The sequence below is a fragment of the Agrobacterium sp. B1(2019) genome, assembly GCF_008274755.1.
GTDB lineage: Bacteria > Pseudomonadota > Alphaproteobacteria > Rhizobiales > Rhizobiaceae > Agrobacterium > Agrobacterium salinitolerans.
Map to the genome: position 1 here is coordinate 310,303 of NZ_VTPB01000004.1, position 19,849 is coordinate 330,151.

General features: G+C 58.5%; 19 protein-coding genes and 1 pseudogene. 12 read left to right on the plus strand and 8 right to left on the minus strand.

Translation table 11 applies throughout. The features are described 5' to 3' along the window. Positions 1 to 58: 58 nt before the first annotated feature. From AGR1_RS25610 to AGR1_RS25635, 6 genes are all read right to left on the minus strand, one after another. Complete coding sequence (locus tag AGR1_RS25610; protein ID WP_149148787.1) at positions 59 to 1,108, minus strand: osmoprotectant NAGGN system M42 family peptidase; 1,050 nt, start codon at positions 1,106 to 1,108, stop codon at positions 59 to 61. After that, positions 1,105 to 1,899 (minus strand): FCD domain-containing protein, encoded by a 795-nt coding sequence (locus AGR1_RS25615; RefSeq protein WP_149148788.1) that lies wholly within the window; start codon positions 1,897 to 1,899, stop codon positions 1,105 to 1,107. The genes AGR1_RS25610 and AGR1_RS25615 overlap by 4 nt, the downstream gene beginning before the upstream one ends. After that, a complete protein-coding gene (locus tag AGR1_RS25620) occupies positions 1,896 to 2,705 on the minus strand; it encodes an ATP-binding cassette domain-containing protein (RefSeq protein WP_149148789.1) in 810 nt (269 codons plus the stop codon). The genes AGR1_RS25615 and AGR1_RS25620 overlap by 4 nt, the downstream gene beginning before the upstream one ends. Then, complete coding sequence (locus AGR1_RS25625) at positions 2,702 to 4,489, minus strand: dipeptide/oligopeptide/nickel ABC transporter permease/ATP-binding protein (protein ID WP_149148790.1); 1,788 nt, start codon at positions 4,487 to 4,489, stop codon at positions 2,702 to 2,704. Before AGR1_RS25625 ends, AGR1_RS25620 begins: the two co-directional genes overlap by 4 nt. Then, the gene (locus AGR1_RS25630) at positions 4,486 to 5,433 is read right to left on the minus strand and encodes an ABC transporter permease (protein WP_149148791.1); all 948 of its coding nucleotides are present in this window, start codon (positions 5,431 to 5,433) and stop codon (positions 4,486 to 4,488) included. Before AGR1_RS25630 ends, AGR1_RS25625 begins: the two co-directional genes overlap by 4 nt. A gap of 121 nt (positions 5,434 to 5,554) precedes the next feature. Then, positions 5,555 to 7,123: an ABC transporter substrate-binding protein gene (locus AGR1_RS25635; protein WP_149148792.1), complete on the minus strand. Its 1,569-nt coding sequence runs from the start codon at positions 7,121 to 7,123 to the stop codon at positions 5,555 to 5,557. Between the two features lie 131 nt (positions 7,124 to 7,254). Between AGR1_RS25635 and AGR1_RS25640 the strand changes: the two genes are divergently transcribed. Continuing rightward, positions 7,255 to 7,896, plus strand: a complete 642-nt coding sequence (locus tag AGR1_RS25640) for a DUF1028 domain-containing protein (protein WP_187772297.1) — start codon at positions 7,255 to 7,257, stop codon at positions 7,894 to 7,896. Positions 7,897 to 7,930: 34 nt separating this feature from the next. Next, a pseudogene (locus AGR1_RS25645) lies at positions 7,931 to 8,249 on the plus strand (hypothetical protein); the annotation flags it as partial. Positions 8,250 to 8,408: 159 nt separating this feature from the next. On the opposite strand, the gene AGR1_RS25650 reads toward AGR1_RS25645, so the two are convergent. After that, complete coding sequence (locus tag AGR1_RS25650) at positions 8,409 to 9,488, minus strand: NAD/NADP octopine/nopaline dehydrogenase family protein (protein ID WP_149148794.1); 1,080 nt, start codon at positions 9,486 to 9,488, stop codon at positions 8,409 to 8,411. Positions 9,489 to 9,887: 399 nt separating this feature from the next. Here AGR1_RS25650 and AGR1_RS25655 point away from each other — a divergent pair, with 399 nt between their 5' ends. From AGR1_RS25655 to AGR1_RS25700, 10 genes are all read left to right on the plus strand, one after another. Beyond that, positions 9,888 to 10,892: a LysR family transcriptional regulator gene (locus tag AGR1_RS25655; protein WP_149148795.1), complete on the plus strand. Its 1,005-nt coding sequence runs from the start codon at positions 9,888 to 9,890 to the stop codon at positions 10,890 to 10,892. Positions 10,893 to 10,988: 96 nt separating this feature from the next. Further along, entirely contained in the window at positions 10,989 to 12,089 is a 1,101-nt protein-coding gene (locus AGR1_RS25660) for an extracellular solute-binding protein (protein WP_080823760.1), read from the plus strand. A gap of 83 nt (positions 12,090 to 12,172) precedes the next feature. Beyond that, positions 12,173 to 13,156 (plus strand): ABC transporter permease, encoded by a 984-nt coding sequence (locus AGR1_RS25665; protein ID WP_149148796.1) that lies wholly within the window; start codon positions 12,173 to 12,175, stop codon positions 13,154 to 13,156. A gap of 10 nt (positions 13,157 to 13,166) precedes the next feature. Then, complete coding sequence (locus tag AGR1_RS25670) at positions 13,167 to 13,958, plus strand: ABC transporter permease (protein ID WP_149148797.1); 792 nt, start codon at positions 13,167 to 13,169, stop codon at positions 13,956 to 13,958. Between the two features lie 4 nt (positions 13,959 to 13,962). Beyond that, positions 13,963 to 15,033: an ABC transporter ATP-binding protein gene (locus tag AGR1_RS25675; protein ID WP_149148798.1), complete on the plus strand. Its 1,071-nt coding sequence runs from the start codon at positions 13,963 to 13,965 to the stop codon at positions 15,031 to 15,033. An 80-nt stretch (positions 15,034 to 15,113) separates the two neighbouring features. Then, a complete protein-coding gene (locus AGR1_RS25680; RefSeq protein WP_149148799.1) occupies positions 15,114 to 16,580 on the plus strand; it encodes an NAD(P)/FAD-dependent oxidoreductase in 1,467 nt (488 codons plus the stop codon). An 11-nt stretch (positions 16,581 to 16,591) separates the two neighbouring features. Next, positions 16,592 to 17,185, plus strand: a complete 594-nt coding sequence (locus tag AGR1_RS25685) for a 2-hydroxychromene-2-carboxylate isomerase (RefSeq protein WP_149148800.1) — start codon at positions 16,592 to 16,594, stop codon at positions 17,183 to 17,185. Between the two features lie 7 nt (positions 17,186 to 17,192). Then, entirely contained in the window at positions 17,193 to 17,693 is a 501-nt protein-coding gene (locus AGR1_RS25690) for a CMD domain protein (RefSeq protein WP_149148801.1), read from the plus strand. 1 nt (position 17,694) lies between these two features. Continuing rightward, positions 17,695 to 18,273, plus strand: a complete 579-nt coding sequence (locus tag AGR1_RS25695) for a peroxidase-related enzyme (RefSeq protein ID WP_149148802.1) — start codon at positions 17,695 to 17,697, stop codon at positions 18,271 to 18,273. After that, the gene (locus AGR1_RS25700; RefSeq protein ID WP_246669745.1) at positions 18,274 to 19,611 is read left to right on the plus strand and encodes an MATE family efflux transporter; all 1,338 of its coding nucleotides are present in this window, start codon (positions 18,274 to 18,276) and stop codon (positions 19,609 to 19,611) included. On the opposite strand, the gene AGR1_RS25705 is transcribed toward AGR1_RS25700, so the two are convergent. Continuing rightward, positions 19,608 to 19,802: a hypothetical protein gene (locus AGR1_RS25705; protein WP_149148803.1), complete on the minus strand. Its 195-nt coding sequence runs from the start codon at positions 19,800 to 19,802 to the stop codon at positions 19,608 to 19,610. The two genes, AGR1_RS25700 and AGR1_RS25705, sit on opposite strands and share 4 nt — an antisense overlap. Positions 19,803 to 19,849: the final 47 nt, after the last annotated feature.

Genomic DNA, 19,849 nt, shown 5'->3' on the forward strand with positions numbered 1-19,849 from the left:
AAGGATGAAACCGTCCTTCTGTCGGGTTTTTCATTTGCACGAGTTGTCTCGAGATCGCTCAGTCAGTGGATGTATTTGTCACAAGCGGGGTCTCAAGGTAACCCGCAATTAATTGGCAGAGGCTGATAAGCGATGTCATGTGGGTGCGTTCCCAGCCGTGGGAGCTATCAAGCGAAAAGCAGATGAGGCCAACGCGCATGTCCCACCCAGCCTCAACAGCGGCGGCGCTGTCGGAGCGGTAATGCCGGAATGTATCGCGGATAAAAGGAATGTGTTTGTCTTGGCAGATCGTTATCATTTGGCGCGTCATTTTCGCATCAAAGGGGCCTTGACGATCTCGCATGGCAATGGTCACGGCATCGTCCAATGAGGCCTGATTGGGCGCGGTGACGGCATTGTCGATGGCAAGAAGCTCCTCGACTTCGGGGCCGAAGCCGTGGGTGCCACCGATGCCGATCTCTTCGGCAATGGTGAACATGGCCTGGAACGGCACCGCCACCTGCACCTCACCCTCGGCAATGGCCTTGAGGACCGTCAGGAGGCTGGCGCAACCGGCCTTGTCATCGAGATGGCGGGAGACGATGAAATCGCCGACAACTTCGGGCTGAGCGTCTACAGCAATCATGTCTCCGACATTGAAGCCGGCGGCGACGAGCGCGTCGCGGTCAGGCAGGGGAGCATCGACACGGACTTCCAGATTGTCCCAGTCGGCGGGCTGGCTATCGACTTCGGTATTGAAACGGTGACCAGAGGCCTTGAGCGGCAGGATGGTTCCGCGATGCGAGGCATTATCGGAGAAGATGGTGACGCGGGCGCCCTCGGCGAAACGGGCGGCCCAGGTGCCGGTATTGCGCAGGGCAAGCCGGCCGTTTGGTTTGAGTTCGGTGACCATGGCGCCGAGCGTGTCGAGATGAGCCGCAAGCGCGCGGCGGGGTGGGCCGTCACCGACTTCGACATATAGGATACCGCGGCGCGTATATTTGGGCGTGTAGCCGAGGTCGCGCAGCCACATGTCGACAAGCGCGACCGCACGCTCTGTCATGCCGACGGGGCTTGGGGTTTTGACGAGATGCAGCAGGAGGTCGAGGAGGTAATCTTTATCGATCATGCGGTGCGACGCTTTCTTGTCCGGACCGGTGAGACCTCCTCAAGGAAGCGGTCGTCCAGTTTTGCTTCGAGAGCCAGCATATGTTGTTCGGCTCCATCCATGTGGTCCTTGAGTATCGCCGCAGCGGCTGCGGCATCCCGGCGGCGCATTGCATCGATAAGATCGCGCTGATGCTGAATGCCACTGGCGCGTGAGACCGGCTCCGGCTGCACATAGATATCGCGCGCGACCGTCAGATCCTTGAGGAGGCGCTGGAGGAAGCGACAGGTGAATGCGAGGATCGGATTATCGCAATATTCGGCCACGACGCCGTGGAAATCGAGTTCAGCCATGCGCTGGTTCCAGCGTTCGGCCTGATCGGCCGGTTCATGATCGTAAATCAGAATAATTTCTTCGAGGCGTTTGAGGCCGGCCTCATCGATATTGGGTGTGGCGCTCGCCGCCAATTGTGGCTCTAGCACCTTTCGCATCTCGTAAATATTGGCAATCGAAAGGTTCTTGGCGAAAAGGAAGTTGGACAAAAGGCTCATCGCCCGGCCTTCGGACATGCGCTCTATGAAGGCACCGCCACCCGGCCCGGTGCGTACCGAGATCAGTCCCTGTACTTCGAGGGCCTTGAGAGCCTCGCGGACCGTGCCCTTGCTTGCCGAAAACTGGGCAATGAGATCGCGTTCCTGCGGCAGTCGATCGCCAGGCCCAAGGCCATGCTGAACGATCATGCGCTTGATGGCGTTGACGATCTCATCGGTGCGCTTGCGGCGTGGCGGGTCAAGTGGCGTGGTTTCGTTCATGCGGCGGTGTCCGATGCGGAAAGGCGCGGCACGCTGGCGATCAGCGACCGCGTGTAGTCGTGCTGCGGTTCGGCGAAGAGTTGGCTTGCGGGCCCAACCTCTACCACCTCTCCGAGATACATGACAGCGACCCGATCGGAAATGGCTTCGACAACAGCCAAGTCATGGCTGATGAAGAGATAGGACAGACCGAGTTCATCACGCAAGCGCTGGAGGAGCAGGAGGACCTGAGCTTGAACCGAGACGTCGAGCGCACTGACCGGTTCGTCGAGAACGAGGATGCTCGCTTCGGCGGCTAGGGCGCGGGCAATGGCAATACGCTGGGCCTGACCGCCGGAAAATTCGTGCGGATAGCGTTCGAGGGTGTCGAACGGCATCTGTACCGCGTCGATCAGTTCACGTTTGCGAATGGAGCGCCTTTGAGCGTCGTAGGCACAGAGAAGGCGCAACGGAACATCGAGAATATCGCCTATTGTCTTGCGGGGGTTGAGCGAGGCGACCGGGTCCTGAAAGACATATTGAATGGTGCGGCCAAAGGCGCGGGACCCTGACGATGCGAGTTCATCCCAAGGCTTGTTGTCGATCAGCATCGTGCCGGAGGTCGGATGTTCGAGGCCAACCAGCATGCGGGCGAGGGTTGATTTGCCCGAACCGCTCTCCCCGACAATGCCGAGCGTTTCTCCGCGCTGGAGTTCAAGCGAGATGCCCTTCACGGCCTGGACCTCGTTGGCCTTGCGGCCGAAGAGGCTGCGGCCACCACCAAAAGTCTTGACGAGGTTCCGGATCTGGATAGCGTTCTGGCTCATGCTTTTTCCCCTTCGAAAAGCGGCCGGACCCGGTCAAGGAACGTGTGGCTTTCCCCAACTTCTGGCACACAGGCGATGAGGCGTTTGGTGTAATCATGTTGCGGATTCCGCAGGACCGCTCCTGTCTCGCCTTCTTCGACAATTTCACCATTCTTCATCACCGCCACTCGATCGCAGACTTCGGCAATGACGCCGAAATCGTGAGTGATGAGGAGAAGGGCAAGGCCGCGTTCGCGCCGGAGGTCTTGTAGGAGTTCGAGTATACGGGCCTGTACGGTGACATCGAGCGCGGTCGTTGGCTCATCGGCGATGATGATGTCGGGATCATTGGCAAGTGCCATGGCAATGCCGATGCGCTGGCGCTGGCCGCCCGAGAGTTCGTGCGGATAGGCGCTGGCGCGATTGGCTGCATCGCGGATACCGACAGTTTCCATCAGGTCGATGGCGCGCTTGGCGGCTTGCTGCTTGCCAATTGGGTTATGCGCCAGGACGGCCTCGGCAATCTGGTCGCCCACCGTAAAAAGCGGGTGGAGCGTCGTGAGTGGATCCTGGAATACATAGGCAACGCGTGCGCCGCGCAGCGCAATCAACTTATGTTCGCGCAACGACAGCACATCCCGTCCGTCAATGTAGACGCTACCATGCGTAATGACGCCGGGCGGCGAAGCGACGAGGCCCATCAGGGAGAGCGCGGTTACGGACTTGCCCGAACCGCTTTCTCCGATCAGGCCGAGACATTCGCCTTTGTCGAGGCGGAAGCTGATGTCACGCACGGCGGGGATCAGACTGTCGCCGGTATCGAAGCCGGTAGAGAGGTTCTGGACGACGAGTGCAGGCGCATCCGGCATGGTCTCTGCGGGTCTGGCTTGGCGGTCGATCTTGGTGGCGGGCATCGGGCGACCAAGCGTGCCAGAGCGAAGTCGCGGATCGAGCATGTCGCGAATACCATCGCCCAGGAGGTTGATGCTCATGACGAGGAGAAAGATCATCACGCCTGGAATGATCGACGCATGGGGTGCGGTGAAGAGTTGAGCGCGGGCCTGACCCAGCATTGAGCCGAGGTCCGATGACGGCGGTTGGGCGCCGAGGCCGAGGAACGAAAGGCCCGCAGTTTCAAGGATCATCCAGCCGACAGTGGTCGACATGGTGATGACGATGACCGGCAGAACATTGGGCAAGACTTCGGTGAAGAGCACGGCAGCCTGGCTCTTGCCCGAAAGCCGGGCCGCATCGACGAATTCGCGATTACGGATCGAGGCGGTGACGCCGCGGATATTGCGGGCAAAGAAGGGAATATTGGCGATTGCGATGGCGTAGAGTGCGTTGAGCAGGCCGGGGCCGAGTGCGGCGACGATGGCAATGGCAAGGAGAATGTAGGGGAAAGCCATCAGCATATCGACAAAGCGCATGAGCAGGCTGTCGGTGGCACCGCGGGCATAGCCGGCGACAAGACCGATGAGGGAGCCGAACAACGCTGCCAAGGCCGTGGCGCTGATGCCCACCAAAAGAGAAACCTGGGTGCCCCAGAGAAGACGGGAAAGGATATCGCGCCCGAGGTGATCGGTACCGAGAAGATGACCTCCACTCAAGGGCGGCAGCAGGCGGTTGGGCTGATCGGTTATATCCGGATTGGGGACGGGCAGGATGGGCGCGAGCAGCGCCAGAATCACGATAAAGCCGAAAATGAAGAGACCTGCCGCAGCAAGGCGGTTGGCCATCAGCAATTGAAAATTGCTACGGCGCTTGCGAACGGTGACGGGAGCGGTGATGCTAAGATCGGTCATGCCTTGAGCCTCGGATCGACGAGGGCCTGAGCGACGTCGGCCAGAAGGTTGACGAGAACGTATACTGTCGCGGCGACGAGAACACCGCCCTGCACGAGAAGCAGGTCGCGGGTGGAGACCGCCTTGACGAGCATCTGCCCCAGGCCCGGCCACTGAAACACGGTTTCGATATAAACGGCGCCGCCGAGTACGAACCCGGCCTGTATGCCAAGCACGGGAATGATGGAAACGAGCGCGGCGCGAAAGGCGTGACGATAGATGACCTTGTTTTCCCTAAGGCCCTTGGCGCGGGCGGTGCGGATGAAATCCTGGCGCAGCACTTCGAGCATTGCAGCGCGCGTAAGGCGAGCGACGACGCCGGTTGCGACGATGGCAAGCGTTGAAGCAGGCAGGATCAGATGGCGCAGAAGATCAGGCAGATCACCGCCGCCATAAACTGCAAACATGCCCGACGCGGGGAGCAGCTTCCACTGAACCGCGAACAGCAGAATGAATATGAGGCCGAGGAAAAAGGCTGGCATGGAAATGCCGATGAGGACAAAGAAGGTGATGATGCGGTCGGCCCAGCCGAATTGACGCACCGCCGAGACAATGCCGGCGAGAATGCCGAGGACCGAGCAGATGACGAGAGATGCACCGGCCAAGATGAGCGTGGCACAGAAGCGCTCGATCACTTCATCGAACACGGGTCGATTGAGTGTGTAGGAACGGCCAAAGTCGCCCTGCAAGAGATTGCCGATCCAGATGGCATATTGCTCGGGCCAGGAGCGATCGAGCCCCAAGGCGCGATTGATGCGCTCAACATTGTCGGGGGTCGCATATGAGCCGAGGATCGCCTGCGCCGGATCGCCTGGTATGAGCTTCATCACCAGAAAGACGATGATGGAGAGCCCGAGGATCACTGGAATCGCGGCGATAAGGCGCTTGGCGATATAGGCGGGCATAGGCGTTCCTCCTGCTAACTTTATTCCTCTCGGTCATCTCGCATTCTCTGAGACCGGGTTTCTCTGCAAGATGATGCAAAGAGCGTATGCCGGGTGGACGTACCACCCATCCGGCGCAGGTTTACTGCTTTGTTACGTCGCGCAGGATCAGAGAAAAGTCAGGCTGCAGTTCGAAGTTGCCCACGGCGCGGGTGACGACGGCGTTCTGCTTCCAGTTCGCGACAAAAAGCCAGGGCGCATCGTCGTGAGTGATCGCTTGGACCTGCTTGTACAGTTCACCACGTTCCGCCGGATCGGTCGACACGCGCGCCCTGTCGAGAAGCTTGTCGACTTCCGGATTGGAATAATAGGACGAATTGAATCCGCCTTCGGCAGGAAATGCTGCACTGCGCAGGGTCAGGAATGGCAGGGTATCCGGGTCGGCGGTCATCCATGCCATTTCAGCCATGTCGCCCTTGCCCTCAAGGCCTGGATTGACTTGCGAAAGGAAGGTGTTCCACTCGTACGTCTTGATTTCGACATTGAGCCCCACGGCGGCGAGATCTGCCTGGATTGCAGTGCCCATGGGAACTGGATCGAGCATGCCCGAGCCACCCTCTGTGACGAGGAAGGTCAATTTCGCGCCCTCTGCGCCTGCTTCGGCGAGGAGTTTCTTGGCCTTGGCAGGGTCATACGGATAGGGCGCGACGTCTTTGTTATGGGCCCAGTTAAAGGCGGGTGGAATGGGGCCAGCGGAGACGTCTGCGGTACCCTGGAGCACGTCTTTGACGAGACTTTCCTTGTTGACCGCGTAATTGACCGCCTGACGGACGCGCTTGTCTGCAAAAGGGCCATCCTTGGCGTTGAGCATCACATACCAGACGTGGGGCCCAACGGCTTCTGCGACCTGATAATTGGCGTCGGTTCGGAACTGGGCAACGTTGTCTGGCGGGGTCTCGAGCAGCACGTCGATGCCGCCGGAGAGCATTTCGGCAACGCGGGTATTTGCGTCGGTGATGGGGCGGAAGATCACCGCTTCAAGCGATGGCGCGCCGTCCCAGTACTGATCGTTGCGCGAGACGACGACACGGGTATTGGACTGCCATTCCTCAAACTTGAAGGGTCCGGTGCCGACAGGATGGCGACCATAGTCGGCGACGTATTTCTCAACAGCCGCTGGCGAGACGATAAGGCCAGTCGGCGCTGCCAGATTGCTCATGAACGGGGCAAAAGGCTCCTTGAGGGTGAATTTGACCGTGAGATCATCCACCACGTCCACGTCCGTGACCGAGGAGAAGAAGAAGGCGAGCGGAAACGGGCCGGTTGAGTGGAAGGGATGATCTTCCTTGAGCATCCGATCGAAATTGAACTTCACCGCCTCGGCATTGAACGGCGCGCCATCGTGGAAGGTCACGCCTTTGCGCAGGTTGAAGGTATAGGTCAGGCCGTCTTCGGAAATGGTCCAGTCCGTTGCGAGTGCCGGCTCGATCTCGAGTGTGCCAGGCTTGTTGCGAACAAGACCATCATAGATGTTGACCGCAATGCGGAAGTCGTTTGTCGCGGTCGACACGTGCGGATCAAGCGAGGCCGGCTCGGCGATCTGGCCAACGATAAGAACATTGGGTGGGGTCTGGGCTCGTGCCGGTGAAAGCACAGCGAACGCAGTGACGACCAAGAAGCAGAACGCGATGCCTTTCCAATTGCGGATCATAAAACCTCTCCTTGCTTTCCCTTCGCTCCTGCTGCGCGGTTGCGCTTCCCTCGAGAGCATGTTTAATTTATCATTATAAATTCGCACGATGTCAATTTATGATGATAAATTTATCCAAGGGATTTTCCTGCATGACCTTCTCGATCGTCGCCCGTGACCCTCGAACTGGCGCTTTCGGCGTTGCCACCGCGACGGCTGGACCGATGGTCGGAGCTCTCGTGCCGCATGTTCGGCCCATGATTGGCGCTGTCGCCACACAGGCCATGACCAACCCATATCTTGCTGTCGATGCATTGTGCGTCGCTGACAGCCACAATGCAGCAGACGCGCTTGAGATGGCGCTGGCGAAGGATGAGGATGCGGATTTGCGTCAGGCTATCATCGTCGATCACGATGGTCTGACAGCAGGATGGACCGGTCCACGATGCATTGGCCATGCGGGTCACCTGGTTGAGAGGGGCGTAGCCGTTGCTGGCAACATGCTGACGGGTGGTGCGGTTCTCACAGCGATGATGGCCGACTTTCAAGCATCGCTCGCAGAGCTGAGTTTTGCCGATGCCCTGTTTGCCGGGCTAAATGCTGGCGCAGTTGCAGGTGGCGACAAGCGCGGAATCGGTTCTGCTGCACTCAGGATCCAGGGAGAGCAGGCCTATGCCGAGGTCGATATCCGTATCGATTTGTCTGAAACCCCGCTAACCGACCTTGGGAGCCTCCTGGGCATCGCGAAGGCTGGTCCCTACCACGCGTTTTTCCAGACTGTCCCTCGGCGCTGACGAGTGACGGGCGTTTCGCAAACCTTTCAGCATGCTGTCCGTCCGCGCAACACCGCACAGACGCAAGCGCAAAAGTGCCAGGGCGGTGGCAGCGGATGTGCTCTCACATCTTCTGGCAACCTGCGACAACGATCGTTTTCTTGATGGTCGCTTTTGCCTCTGGCGGTTGGCGGCGCAGTGAAACGGTCGGGCTGCGTCTGGAGCAACTTTCCGCCGAAGCGCCGATCGCGGTGCCAGACGCCCCTCCCCTGCCCCAAGTCATGGAACAGTCCAAGCATAAATCGCTGCAACAGGCCTCGAGCTATGACAACAATGCCAGCAGACGCAGCGGTCGCGCAGCGAGAATTCTCTGATGCCACCAGCGTTTTAGGAAAACAGATTGTTCGTGCGGTGTGACCGGGCGGGAGAGGGCATCACGCAGGGTGGTGCGGTAGCCGATCACTGGCTCCATGGCGCATATGGCTGGCCGCTGTCCCTGATCAAAGGCGGGACAGCGGCTTGGGCGAAACAGATCAACCGGTAAAGCCGGTGTCGCAAATCGCCCTGATTTCGTCTGGCGACATGTTTTCCAGTCCCAGTTCCGGCAGCAGATCATTCTCTGAGGCAAGGTCGTGATTCATGGCGGCGGAAAACAGGCTGGTTCCGGCGTCATGAAGCAGCGCTGGATGACCGGAGATGCGACCCAGCAGGCTGGTCGGCACCAGACCGAACGGCACGTCCTCATAAATATAACGACTTTCAGCCGATGCGGGGCCCTGACCCCCGCGTCCTTCAAGATGCATCTGCTGGTTCATCTCTGAAACGGAGCCGAGCGGAACGTGAAAAGACAGCGAGAAATGTTCACGCACGGTTTTGACGGACAGGCCAAAACTTTCGGCAATCTTCAGCCGCTCGCCATCCAATGCCTCGATCAACTGACCGACCGCCGGCGTGACATGTTCGCCCTGCCCCCAGTTCTCGCCTTTTTCCATGCGCGTCAGGTTGAGCAGCGCGATGCCAAGGTGATTTTGTGGGTTTAGATTGGAAAGCGAGATTGCCAGAAGTCCGTCGCGCTCGACAAAGCGGTCCCCGAACAGCTCTGTACAGAAGGCCTTGCCTTCTTTGGCCGCCGATTTTGGCACGGTGGCGAAATCCACCTTTTGGCGAACGGTATTGACGTGAACGCTTGCGCCATCGCTCTGCTGGCGCGCGGTCAGCAGCGTGGTGCCCCAGACGATGATGGGCAATGAAACGTCACGTTCTGCAAGCAGCCGCGACAGATACAGTGCTCCGAAAGAGCTGTGCGAACTGATGATCACCGGCTGGCCGGATTTCAAATGCGGTGCAGCTGCATCAAAGGCCATACGGTGGCCGTTTGCAGGCAGGGCAAGAATGACGGCATCCGCATCGGCGACGGCCGCACTGCAATCCGTGGCGACGGCAACCTTGCCGGAAAATTCTATAGCCCGCGAGGCCGTCAGCGGTGTGCCACTGGCAAGTGGGCCACCATGGGCGCCGGACGGGGACCACAGAACCGGCTCATGACCGGCCTTTGCGAGGAAAGCGGCCATACCATAGGCAATCGAGCCTGCGCCAAGAATACCAATTCGCATTGAGTTTTCGTCTCCTTTTCGTGGTCAAACGGGGCCGGTGCGGCACTTCGACCCGCTGTTCACAAGCATGGATCGCAGACCGCGGCAAGAAAAGATCAGGGATGCAACATTTTTGCAACAGCCATTGAAACGGTCATTGCCTGCATATCTCGCGCACTGTCTGGTGCATTCTTGCGCATGACAATCGCCAGTTTGCCGGTGGCAGTGACAAAAAGGAGCAATGCCCTCCACTACCCGCAGGCAGTTGCCAAAACAAATGGCAGATTAAGGTTTCTGGTAGCGAACGACCAGGAAGCACATTTTTTCTAAAAAATCGGACGCAAATAAAAAATTGATCTTTGTCACTAGCGGATAAGATGCGCTTTATGCACTATGCATTTGTCACAATGCACAGGATGCATGATAGCTATGGAAATACGCGAACTCGAAGTGTTTTTAGCGGTGATGTCAGCGGGCAGCATTACAGGTGCTGCGCGGCTTCTTGATCGTTCGCAATCCCAGGTCACCAGGCTCATCCAGGATCTCGAAACGTCCCTGGGTTTCGCATTGTTTGATCGCAATGGTCCCCGGATCACCCCATCGGACAAGGGCATTGCCTTTCATGCGGAAGCGGAGCGCTTTCTCAGTGGTATCGGCCACTTGCGCGAGCGGGCAAAAACCATCGCACTCAAAGAGCCGGAACCCATAGAAATTGCCGCGACGTCCGCATTCGCCGCCGGCATCGTTCCTCTTGCGCTGGCAGAGCTTCCCGAAAGACTGCTGCCGCACACCACCTTCCTGCGCAGCATGCCGGCGGAAGCCGCCGTGCAATCGGTTCTGGCGCGTACCGCAGACTTCTGCGTCACCTCCCTGCCCGCCGATCAGCCGGGGCTTGACGTTCACGGCTTTTTCCAGGGGCGCTGCGTGGCTGCGGTGGCACCGGATGATCCGCTGGCAAAACAGGAGGTCATTGCCATCTCCGATCTGGCAGCTCGCACACTGGTGACCATGGCCAACCCCTTCCGTCTTCGTAGGCGTGTGGATCAGGCGCTAGAACAGGCCAATGTGCGTGCCGGACGCATCATTGCCACCAGTGCCGCCATGAATGCGGTCCAGATGGCCTCGACAGGCATCGGCGTGGCAATCATCGAACCGGCCACCGCCTATGGCTTGCAAATGGCTCATGTCGAGGTGCGCCCGCTCGATGTCGATATTCCGTTTTTGTGGGGAATTTTTTCCGCGTCGGCACGCCCGCTCTCGGAAACATCGCGGGAACTGATCCAGCTGATCATCCGCATCGCATCTGCCCGCATGCCCCATTTCATCGCGCATGACCCGCGCCAACTCAGTCGTGTGGCCGACATGACCTATGGCGGAGGCTTCGACAGCGAGCTCTCACGAACCACCCCATTCCGTGGAAGTTAGACTTTCATACCGAAATACGGTCTCCGCAAATGGAAGCCGAATGCCTGGACGTTCCATCTGAAAAGCAGTCACCACCAGTCACAAAGGGAGTTTACCATGCAAAAAGTCACAACAACCCGCCGCTCCACATTGAAGCTCATGGCAGCAGGTGCGGGCGTTCTCGCGGCACCTGGCATCATCCGCTCTGCCAATGCCCAGAGCAAGGTCGTCAACATCACGACCTATGACAAGTTCGTGCCGCAGAGCTTCATCGACCAGTTCCAGAAGGATACGGGCATCGAGGTGCGCGTTCGCCTGACCGACGACCAGGGCAAGCAGTACAATCTGCTTTCCGCTGAAGGTGCCACGCCCTCGACCGATATCGTCACCGTTACAGGCCACCGCCTGTCGCAGTTCATCAAGTCGGACCTGCTGTCGCCGCTGGACACGGCCCGTCTCAAGAACTGGGGCAATCTCGCCTCCGCCTACAAGGGCGCGCCGCAGTTGACAGTCGACGGTTCGGTTTATGGCCTGCCGTTGCTCGCGGGCTTTGAAGGTCTGGCGCGCAACACGGACTACACCAAGGAAACCGATAGCTGGGACATCATGTTTGATGACCAGTACAAGAGCCTGACATCCTATATTGTCACCGACTTCCTCTCCATCACCATGCTCTATCAGGGCAATGATGGCGACTACGTCACCTATGAAGGCAAGGCTGATATCGCCACCGCCGCCACCAACCAGGCGCGCGATTTCCTGATCAAGAACAAGGACAAGGTTCGTAAATATTACGACGCCGGTTCCGAAGTGCAGCAGATGTTCGTCAACGAGGACATCTATGTCGCACAGGCCTGGTCCGGCCCGACAGCAAAATTGATCATGGATGGTCATCCAATTGCGCTGTCCGTGCCGAAGGAAGGCACCTACGGTTTCCTCTACTCGTTCAACGTCGTCAAGAACAGCCCGAACGCCGATGCGGCCTATACCTTCCTGGATGCGATCCTGTCCTCTCCGGAAATCGGCGCATCCATGAGCCGTCAGTCGGGCTTCTCCTCGGCATTCGATGGTGTCGACAAGGTGCTGAACGACAAGGAGCGGGCTGCCATGACACTGCCACAGGAGCAGATGGAGCGCATCAAGTTCTTCTCGTCCGTCAACCGCGCCATGAAGAACGAGATGATCGACAAGGCCACAGCCGAAATCAAGGCGGCCTGATCACCGAAACTTGCCCCTTGGATCGGCCCGCAAGGGCCGGTCCGTCCTAGAAAGAGCTTATCCAGAGCCGGGAACGACAGATAATGGTTGATACAACGATGACGCGATCAGCATCCGGAAAGTCATTGGCGGCCCCTTCTTACGCCGGATGGATCGGGAAAGTGACCGGTTCGGGCCTCTACAGCAACACGATAGGGCTGCTTGCCAATAGTCGTGCCGTGCGGCTGGCGGTGCTTGCCGGTGTGCCGCTGGTGTGGATTATCGCCCTTCATATCGGGCCGATCGCCCAGATGGCCAATATCAGCTTCATGGCTGATTACCCACCACCAGCGACCGCCGAAGGCAACTATACGCTTGCCAATTACCAGCTGTTTTTTGCCGAACCGCTCTATTTCATACCCTTTATCCGCAGTCTCGTTTTTGCAGCGGTTGTGACGGCCGTGACGCTTCTCATCGTCTATCCCGTCGCCTATTACGTCGCGAAAGTCGTGAAGCCGAAAAACCGCATGCGGGCACTGTTGCTGCTGCTGATTCCGTTCTGGGCAGGGGAGCTGATCCGTACATTTTCGGTCATCATGCTGCTGGCCAATCGTGGTGCGGTGAATGTGCTTTTGCGGGAACTGGGCCTGATCGACCGCCCCATTCCCATGCTCTACACCTCATTTTCGCTCAGCTTCGGTGTCGTCTATCTTCTGTCGCTCTATATGTTGCTGCCGCTCTATTCGGCGATCGAAAAAATCCCGACACAGCTTGTGCATGCGGCCGCCGATCTCGGCGCCGGACCGTTCCAGCGCTTCCGCCGGGTCATTCTGCCCCTGTCGAAGGACGGTATCGTTTCAGGGTGCAGCCTTGTTTATCTGACCTCGGTCGGCGTTTTCGCCGCCCCGCTTTTGCTGGGCGGACCCAATACGGTCATTTTCCCTGAAGTCATTGCCACCCTTTTCCACTCTTCGAACGACAAATGGCCCGAAGGTGCGGCCTTCGCCATGCTGATGCTCGCTGTCTCGCTGACCACCGTCGGCCTGTTCATGCGTGTCGTCGGCGGGCGGTCCGTCCGGCTGATGTAAGGAGAAACCGATGCGCCCCTATCTCAACGATCTTCCCAAGACGGCACTTGGCGCCTCCTACTGGCTGTTTGTCATCTATCTCATGTTGCCGTTGGTGCTGATGATGGCCATGAGCTTCAAGGATGCGAATTTCATCGCCTTTCCGATCACCAACTGGACGCTGGACTGGTATGCAAAGGTCTTTCAGGACAGGCAGTTCATCGAGGCGTCGATCTATTCCATCGGTATTGCCCTTGCCACCACTGTTTCGGCGACGATCATCGGGGTGTGGATAGCCCTTCTGGTGTCGAACGAAGGCATATGGGGCAAGGCCCTGATCTTTGCGCTGGCCTGTCTTCCGGCCGTGGTGCCAGGTCTGATCAATGCCATTTCGATGCGCATCTTCATCCGCGCGGTCGATATTCCCACCGGCACCTTTGCGATCATACTGGCGCATACGGTTCATGCCGTGCCCTTCGTGGTCATCATGGTACTGACGCGTTTGCGCTCCATGCCCGCCAATCTGGTTGATGCGGCACGTGATCTCGGTGCCGATCCGTTCATCGCCTTTCTGCGGGTCACGATCCCCTATCTGATGCCGGCACTTGTCGGCGGCATGATCTTCTGTGTGCTGACCAGTATGGACGATTTCGTTCGCACCTTCTTCCTGGGTGGCTATCAGCCCACACTTCCAATGCTGATTTTTGCCAGGGTCCAGGGCGGAATGTCGCCAGAGATCAATGCCATTGCCACGGTCATTCTGACCGTCACCGCCATCGTCGGCCTTTACGCCGAGCACTTCACACGCCGTTCAAGGAACTGATGCCATGCAGCCGGTCGTTCATTTCAAAGACGTCAACAAATATTACGGACCATCATTGGCCGTGGAAAATCTCGATCTGGCCATCGAGCCGGGTCAGTTCGTCACGCTTCTTGGCCCTTCGGGCTGCGGAAAATCCACGACATTGCGTATGCTGGGCGGGTTCGAGGAGCTGTCGTCGGGCGAGATCTATCTGGATGGCAAGCCGATTTCTCATCTGCCGCCCAACAAGCGCAACGTGAACATCGTTTTCCAGGATTATGCGTTGTTTCCGCATCTGACGGTGGGCAAAAACATCGCCTTCGGGCTGGAATTGCAAGGCAAGGATTCTGCGTCCATCCACAAACGGGTCATGGAGCTGCTGGCGCTCGTGGAACTTCAGGATTTTGCCGACCGCATGCCTGACCAGCTTTCCGGCGGACAGCGCCAGCGCGTGGCGTTGATGCGCGCGCTTGCACCAAATCCTGATGTGCTGCTTCTGGACGAGCCGCTGTCTGCGCTGGATGCAAAATTGCGCCAGCAGATGCAGGTGGAACTGAAGTCGATCCAGAAAACCACCGGCAAGACCTTCATTTTCGTGACGCATGATCAGGAAGAAGCGCTGACCATGTCCGACGTCATCGTGGTGATGAACAAGGGGCGGGTGGAACAGAGAGGCGGGCCGGACGAGCTTTATTCACGTCCCCGCAGCCGCTTTGTTGCAGACTTCATCGGCAAGAGCAATTTCCTCGAAGGCAAGGTTCTGTCCATCGACGGAACGGTTGCCACGCTCGACTGGCAGGGCAAACCCATCCAGGCCGATGTCAACGGCACAACCCACAAGGCGGGCAGTCAGGTGACCGTCGCCTTGCGGCCCGAAGCGCTCTACTGCACAGGCGAACAGCCGCAGGACCGTTTCGCGCTCAAGGGCCGGATCGGGGCACGCATCTTCAAGGGCGCGCATACGTCGCTCACCGTCACCATCGACAATGGCGCCGATCTCGTCATGCAACTCGATCCGGTCGCGCTCTCACATATCCATACGGATGATGTTTGGGTGGGCTGGCGCCAGCAGGATGCGGTGTTGTTGGCCGATTGAGGTTCGCGCGGCAGGGCGCTCGTAAGTCCGGGGGGCCGCGTTGCGGCGGTCGGGCAAGATATTTGCAGGAGACAACGGTCATGACCAACAAACAGCAGGGATCGCTTGCGGCCTTGAACACGCGAGTAAGGCAAGATCTGGCTTTTCTCAACTACCCGGCCGCCAACTGGTCGAAGCCTGTTGAAACGCAGGACGGCGGCGATGTCAGCGATGTCGTCATCATCGGTGGCGGCATGTGCGGCCTCGTTGCATGGCTTGCGCTGACCCGCGCCGGTCTCGCCAACCTGCGCATTGTCGATCGCGCACCGCAGGGTCAGGAAGGGCCATGGGTCACCTATGCCCGCATGGAAACCCTGCGCTCGCCCAAAAACCTGCTTGGCCCTGCACTTGGCATGGCTTCACTGACCTTTCGCGCCTGGTATACCGCGATTCACGGCGAGGAAGCGTGGGAGGCGCTTTATCGCATTCCGCGCCCGATGTGGATGGACTATCTCAAATGGTATCGTGAGGTTCTCAATGTTCCCGTTGAAAACGATACGCATGTGACGCGTGTCATTCCGCGTGAGGATGGTCTGCTGGAACTAGAAATTGCCGGTGGCACAAGGCCATCGATCATAACCCGCAAGCTGGTGCTTGCCACAGGCCGCGATGGGCTGGGCGAACCGACCATTCCCGATTTCATCAAAGGCCTGCAACGCCACAAAAGCTGGGCCCACTCTGCGGACGCCGTGGACTTCACGACGCTGAAAGGCAAGCGTGTCGTGGTTATTGGCGTTGGTGCCTCGGCGATGGACAACGCCGCCGAAGCCCTTGAAGCCGGTGCGCGGGAGGTGCGTCTTTTGGCGCGCCGCAAGACGATGCCCACCATCAACAAGTTGATGGGCATCGGCTCCTATGGCGTGACCGCCGGTTTTGCAAAGATTGATCCGCAATGGCGCTGGCGATTGATGGACTATTCCACCCGGCAACAGACCCCCGCGCCGCATGGCTCCACGTTGCGCGTCAGCCGTCATGCCAATGCCTTCTTCCACTTCGACTGCGGTATCGGCGAGATGAAGGAGGAGGCTGGTGAGGTGGTTATCACCACCCTGAATGGCCGTGTTTTCCGCACGGATTTTGTCATTCTCGGCACGGGTTTTTCGATCGATCCGGTCAGCAGGCCAGAACTTTCCCCGTATCAGGACAAGATTGCCTGCTGGGATGATCGTTACACGCCGCCTAAGGCGGAGGAAAACCCCGGTCTTGGCCGTTTCCCCTGGCTTGAGGAGGATTTCTCCTTCACCGAGAAACAGCCGGGTACGGCCCCGTGGCTCAAGGATATTCACTCTTTCAACTACAGCTCGGCCATCAGCCTCGGCAAGGTAAGCGGAGACATTCCAGCCATCAGCGAAGGCGCCTTGTGGCTGGCGCGCGGTATCGCGGCATCGCTGTTCATCCGCGACATCGACCACCACTGGGAAGCACTCCAGGCCTATGAAAAACCGGAGCTGGACGGCTCTGAATGGACCGATGCCGACGCGCCGGTCACCGCGCAAAAAACTGCCTGAGGAGGGAAACGATGGGTCAGAAGACCGTCTATTATTACCACGCGCTCAGTTCGCCATGGGCCTATCTTGGCTGGCCGGAATTCAAGGCGTTGATTGAAAAGCATGACCTTGACGTCGTTGTGCGCCCTACACGGATCGTGCCCGAAAATGGCGGCGTGCCGTTGCGCACCCGCCCGCAGCCGCGCCAGGATTACCACGCTTTCGAACTTGACCGCTGGCGCAAGCGGCTGAATATGCCATTGGTGCTGAAGCCGAAATATTACCCCACCAACAACGAATTCTCTGCTCGCATGGTCATTGCCGCCACGACACTCGGCCTGCCTGCACTGGAGCTGAGCCATGGTCTTTTGCGCGCGCTCTGGAGCGAGGAACAGGACGTGACCCAGCCCGAAGTGCGCATTGCGGTTGCCGATGCGCTCGGCTTCGATGGAAAGGCGCTTCAGGCCATGGAAGAGGCGCCCGAAGTCATTCAGGCCTGGCATGACAGCAGCGACGAAGCGAGACGACGCGGTGTCTTCGGTACGCCCACCTGGATCTATAACGACGTTCTTTATTGGGGACAGGATCGCTTGAACTTCCTTGATGAAGCACTTTCGGAAAGCTGACAACACCATGACCATTCAACCGACAGTCGATGTGATCGATACCGTTCTGGGACTGGAGAAATTTCCCCATGTCCTGAAATTGCGCGAGCAGCGCGCGAAGATGAAACATCTGACCCAGACGAGCTATATCGCCGCAATTTACCCCACCGAGCCGCGGAATTTCGCCTATGGTTTGCGGGCCGCCTTGGCCGCCCGCATCGCTGGTCTGTGGAAATCGGCTGAGCTGCACGCCCACTATTTCGATCTCTTGAAACAGGAAACGCCGGAGCTTCAGTCCATTGCCGATCCGGCCTTCACGCCGGACGGCGGCGACACACGCCTTGCCACCATTCTCACCCATGTGGATCTGGTGACATTGTCGCCCAAGGAAGCGACCCGCGCCAATATCGAAAAGCTGCAAGTTGCGGGGCTTGATGATGCCGATATCGTCACGCTGGCGGGCATCATCGCCTTCGTCAATTATCAGGTGCTGGTCGTGGCCGGTCTCAAGATGCTGAGGGATAACTGAAATGTCGCAACCCGTCCATGAATTCACCCTCGATGCCCTCGACTGGCACCCTTACGTCAAACCCATCGATCTTGCCGAGGCAACGCCGGCACAGCTTGACGCGCTCAATGTGACGCCGTCGAACACCAAGGTTTCAGCCTATGTGCTGGTTTTGGCAAACGACGCGGAAATCCTCAATGAGCGTACACCGCTGTTCAACGACATCATGTACAGCGAAGGTGGTCTGTCGCGCGGCGGGCGCGAGATTGGCGCTCTTGCAGCCTCCTTCGTGAACAAGTGCATCTACTGCGCCGCCGTCCACGCCAATCGCTACATCCAGCTTGAAAAGCGCCCTGAAGTCGTTGGCGAAATCTACGAAAAGGGGCTCGATGCGGATTTGCCAGAGTTTGAACAGGCGCTGTTCAATTTCGGCGTTGATATGACTGCGCATCCCGACAATGTCGGTGTCTACCAGTTTTATCATCTGCGCGAGCACGGCCTTGATGATCTCGAAATCCTCGACCTCATTCATTCCGTCGCGATCTTCGGATGGGCGAACCGTCTGATGCATACGCTCGGTGAGCCGCATCGGAAGGGTTAAGTGACAAAGCCCTCCCCGCATGCCAACGCCACGGTCCGGCCTTTCGACATCAGCCATCGCGATGTCCTGAGGATCGCCATTCCGATGATGATCGCCTATCTCTCGACCCCGCTTGTCAGCCTCGTGGCGACGGGCGTGATCGGACAATTGGGCGATGAAACATTGATTGGCGGCGTGGCATTGGCTGCGGTGATATTTGACGTCGTCTTTGTGTCATTCAATTTTCTGCGCGCCGCGACCGCCGGTTTCACGGCGCAGGCCATTGGTGCGGCCGATCCGCGCGAAGAACAGCGTATGCTGGCGAGTGGCCTGGCCATTGCACTGGCTGGCGGCTTTCTTCTTCTTGTGCTGCAAAAGCCGATTGGCGAACTTGGGCTGGCAGCGATGAGGGCCGATGGCCCCATCGCCAGCGCGGCCTCGACCTATTTTTACTGGCGCATCTGGTCTGCGCCTTTCGTCCTGTTCAATTTTGTGGTGTTCGGCTGGATTATCGGACGTGGCGAAGCATTGTGGGGCATGGTTCTGCAGACATTGCTCAATGGTCTGAATGCAGCGCTCGCCTTTTATTGGGTGATGGTGGCGGGATGGGGGCTGGAAGGCGTTGCCGTTGCATCGCTGGTTGCCGAGGCCATTACAGCGCTGGTCGGGTTTTATCTCATCGTCAGGAAAACCGATGCTGCCGCCTGGACCCTGCCCGATCTCGCGGCCTTCCGCCGTGCCTTTTCGGTCAATGGCGATATGATGATCCGCTCATTCGCATTGCTGATCGGCCTGTCATTCTTTACGCGCCAAAGCGGAATGCTGGGCATCGAGATCCTTGCGGCCAACACCATTCTGCTGCGGTTTTATTTCTTTGGCGTAGCGTTCCTCGACGGTGTGGCAACGGCCGCCGAACAGCTGTCGGGACGTGCAGTCGGTGCCCGATATCGCCCGGCTTTCGATCAAACCGTGCGGCTGACGACGCTGTGGGGTTTTGTCTTTGCAGTGCTGGTGTCGCTCACATTTTATCTGGCTGGTCACTGGGTCATCGATATCACCTCGCCGACACAAGCCGTCTCTGTTCTCGCCGACAGATACTTGCCCTGGGTGGTTGCCCTGCCCGTCTTCGGGATCATCGCCTATCAGATGGATGGCGTTTACATCGGCGCGACCTGGTCAAAACAGATGCGCAATCTCATGGTGGGATCGCTGCTATTCTATTTCGCTGCCTGGGCCATTTTACAGCCGCTTTTTGGCAATGACGGCCTTTGGATTTCAATGGTCCTGTTCCAGAGCGCGCGCAGCGTTGCATTCCGCCTCATGCTCCCCAAACTGGCTGATAGAACATTCGCCCTTTAATAAGCGCCGCGTGTTTTGTGCCGTCTCTGCCCGCCCCGGACGTCTCTCACGCGAAGAATGGCCAGTAGGGCAGGAGATGCGCAAGATTGGTCGTTGCAAGCGGCCATCTGATCACCGAATTCAGTTTTCAACCGTTTGTCGCGAAAGCCTTCGATCAGCTGCTTTGACTGCGGCCTGTCCTTGTCGATCATCTGTTCCCCGCGGGGAACAAGGGTTGCTTTCGCACAATGACGCCAAA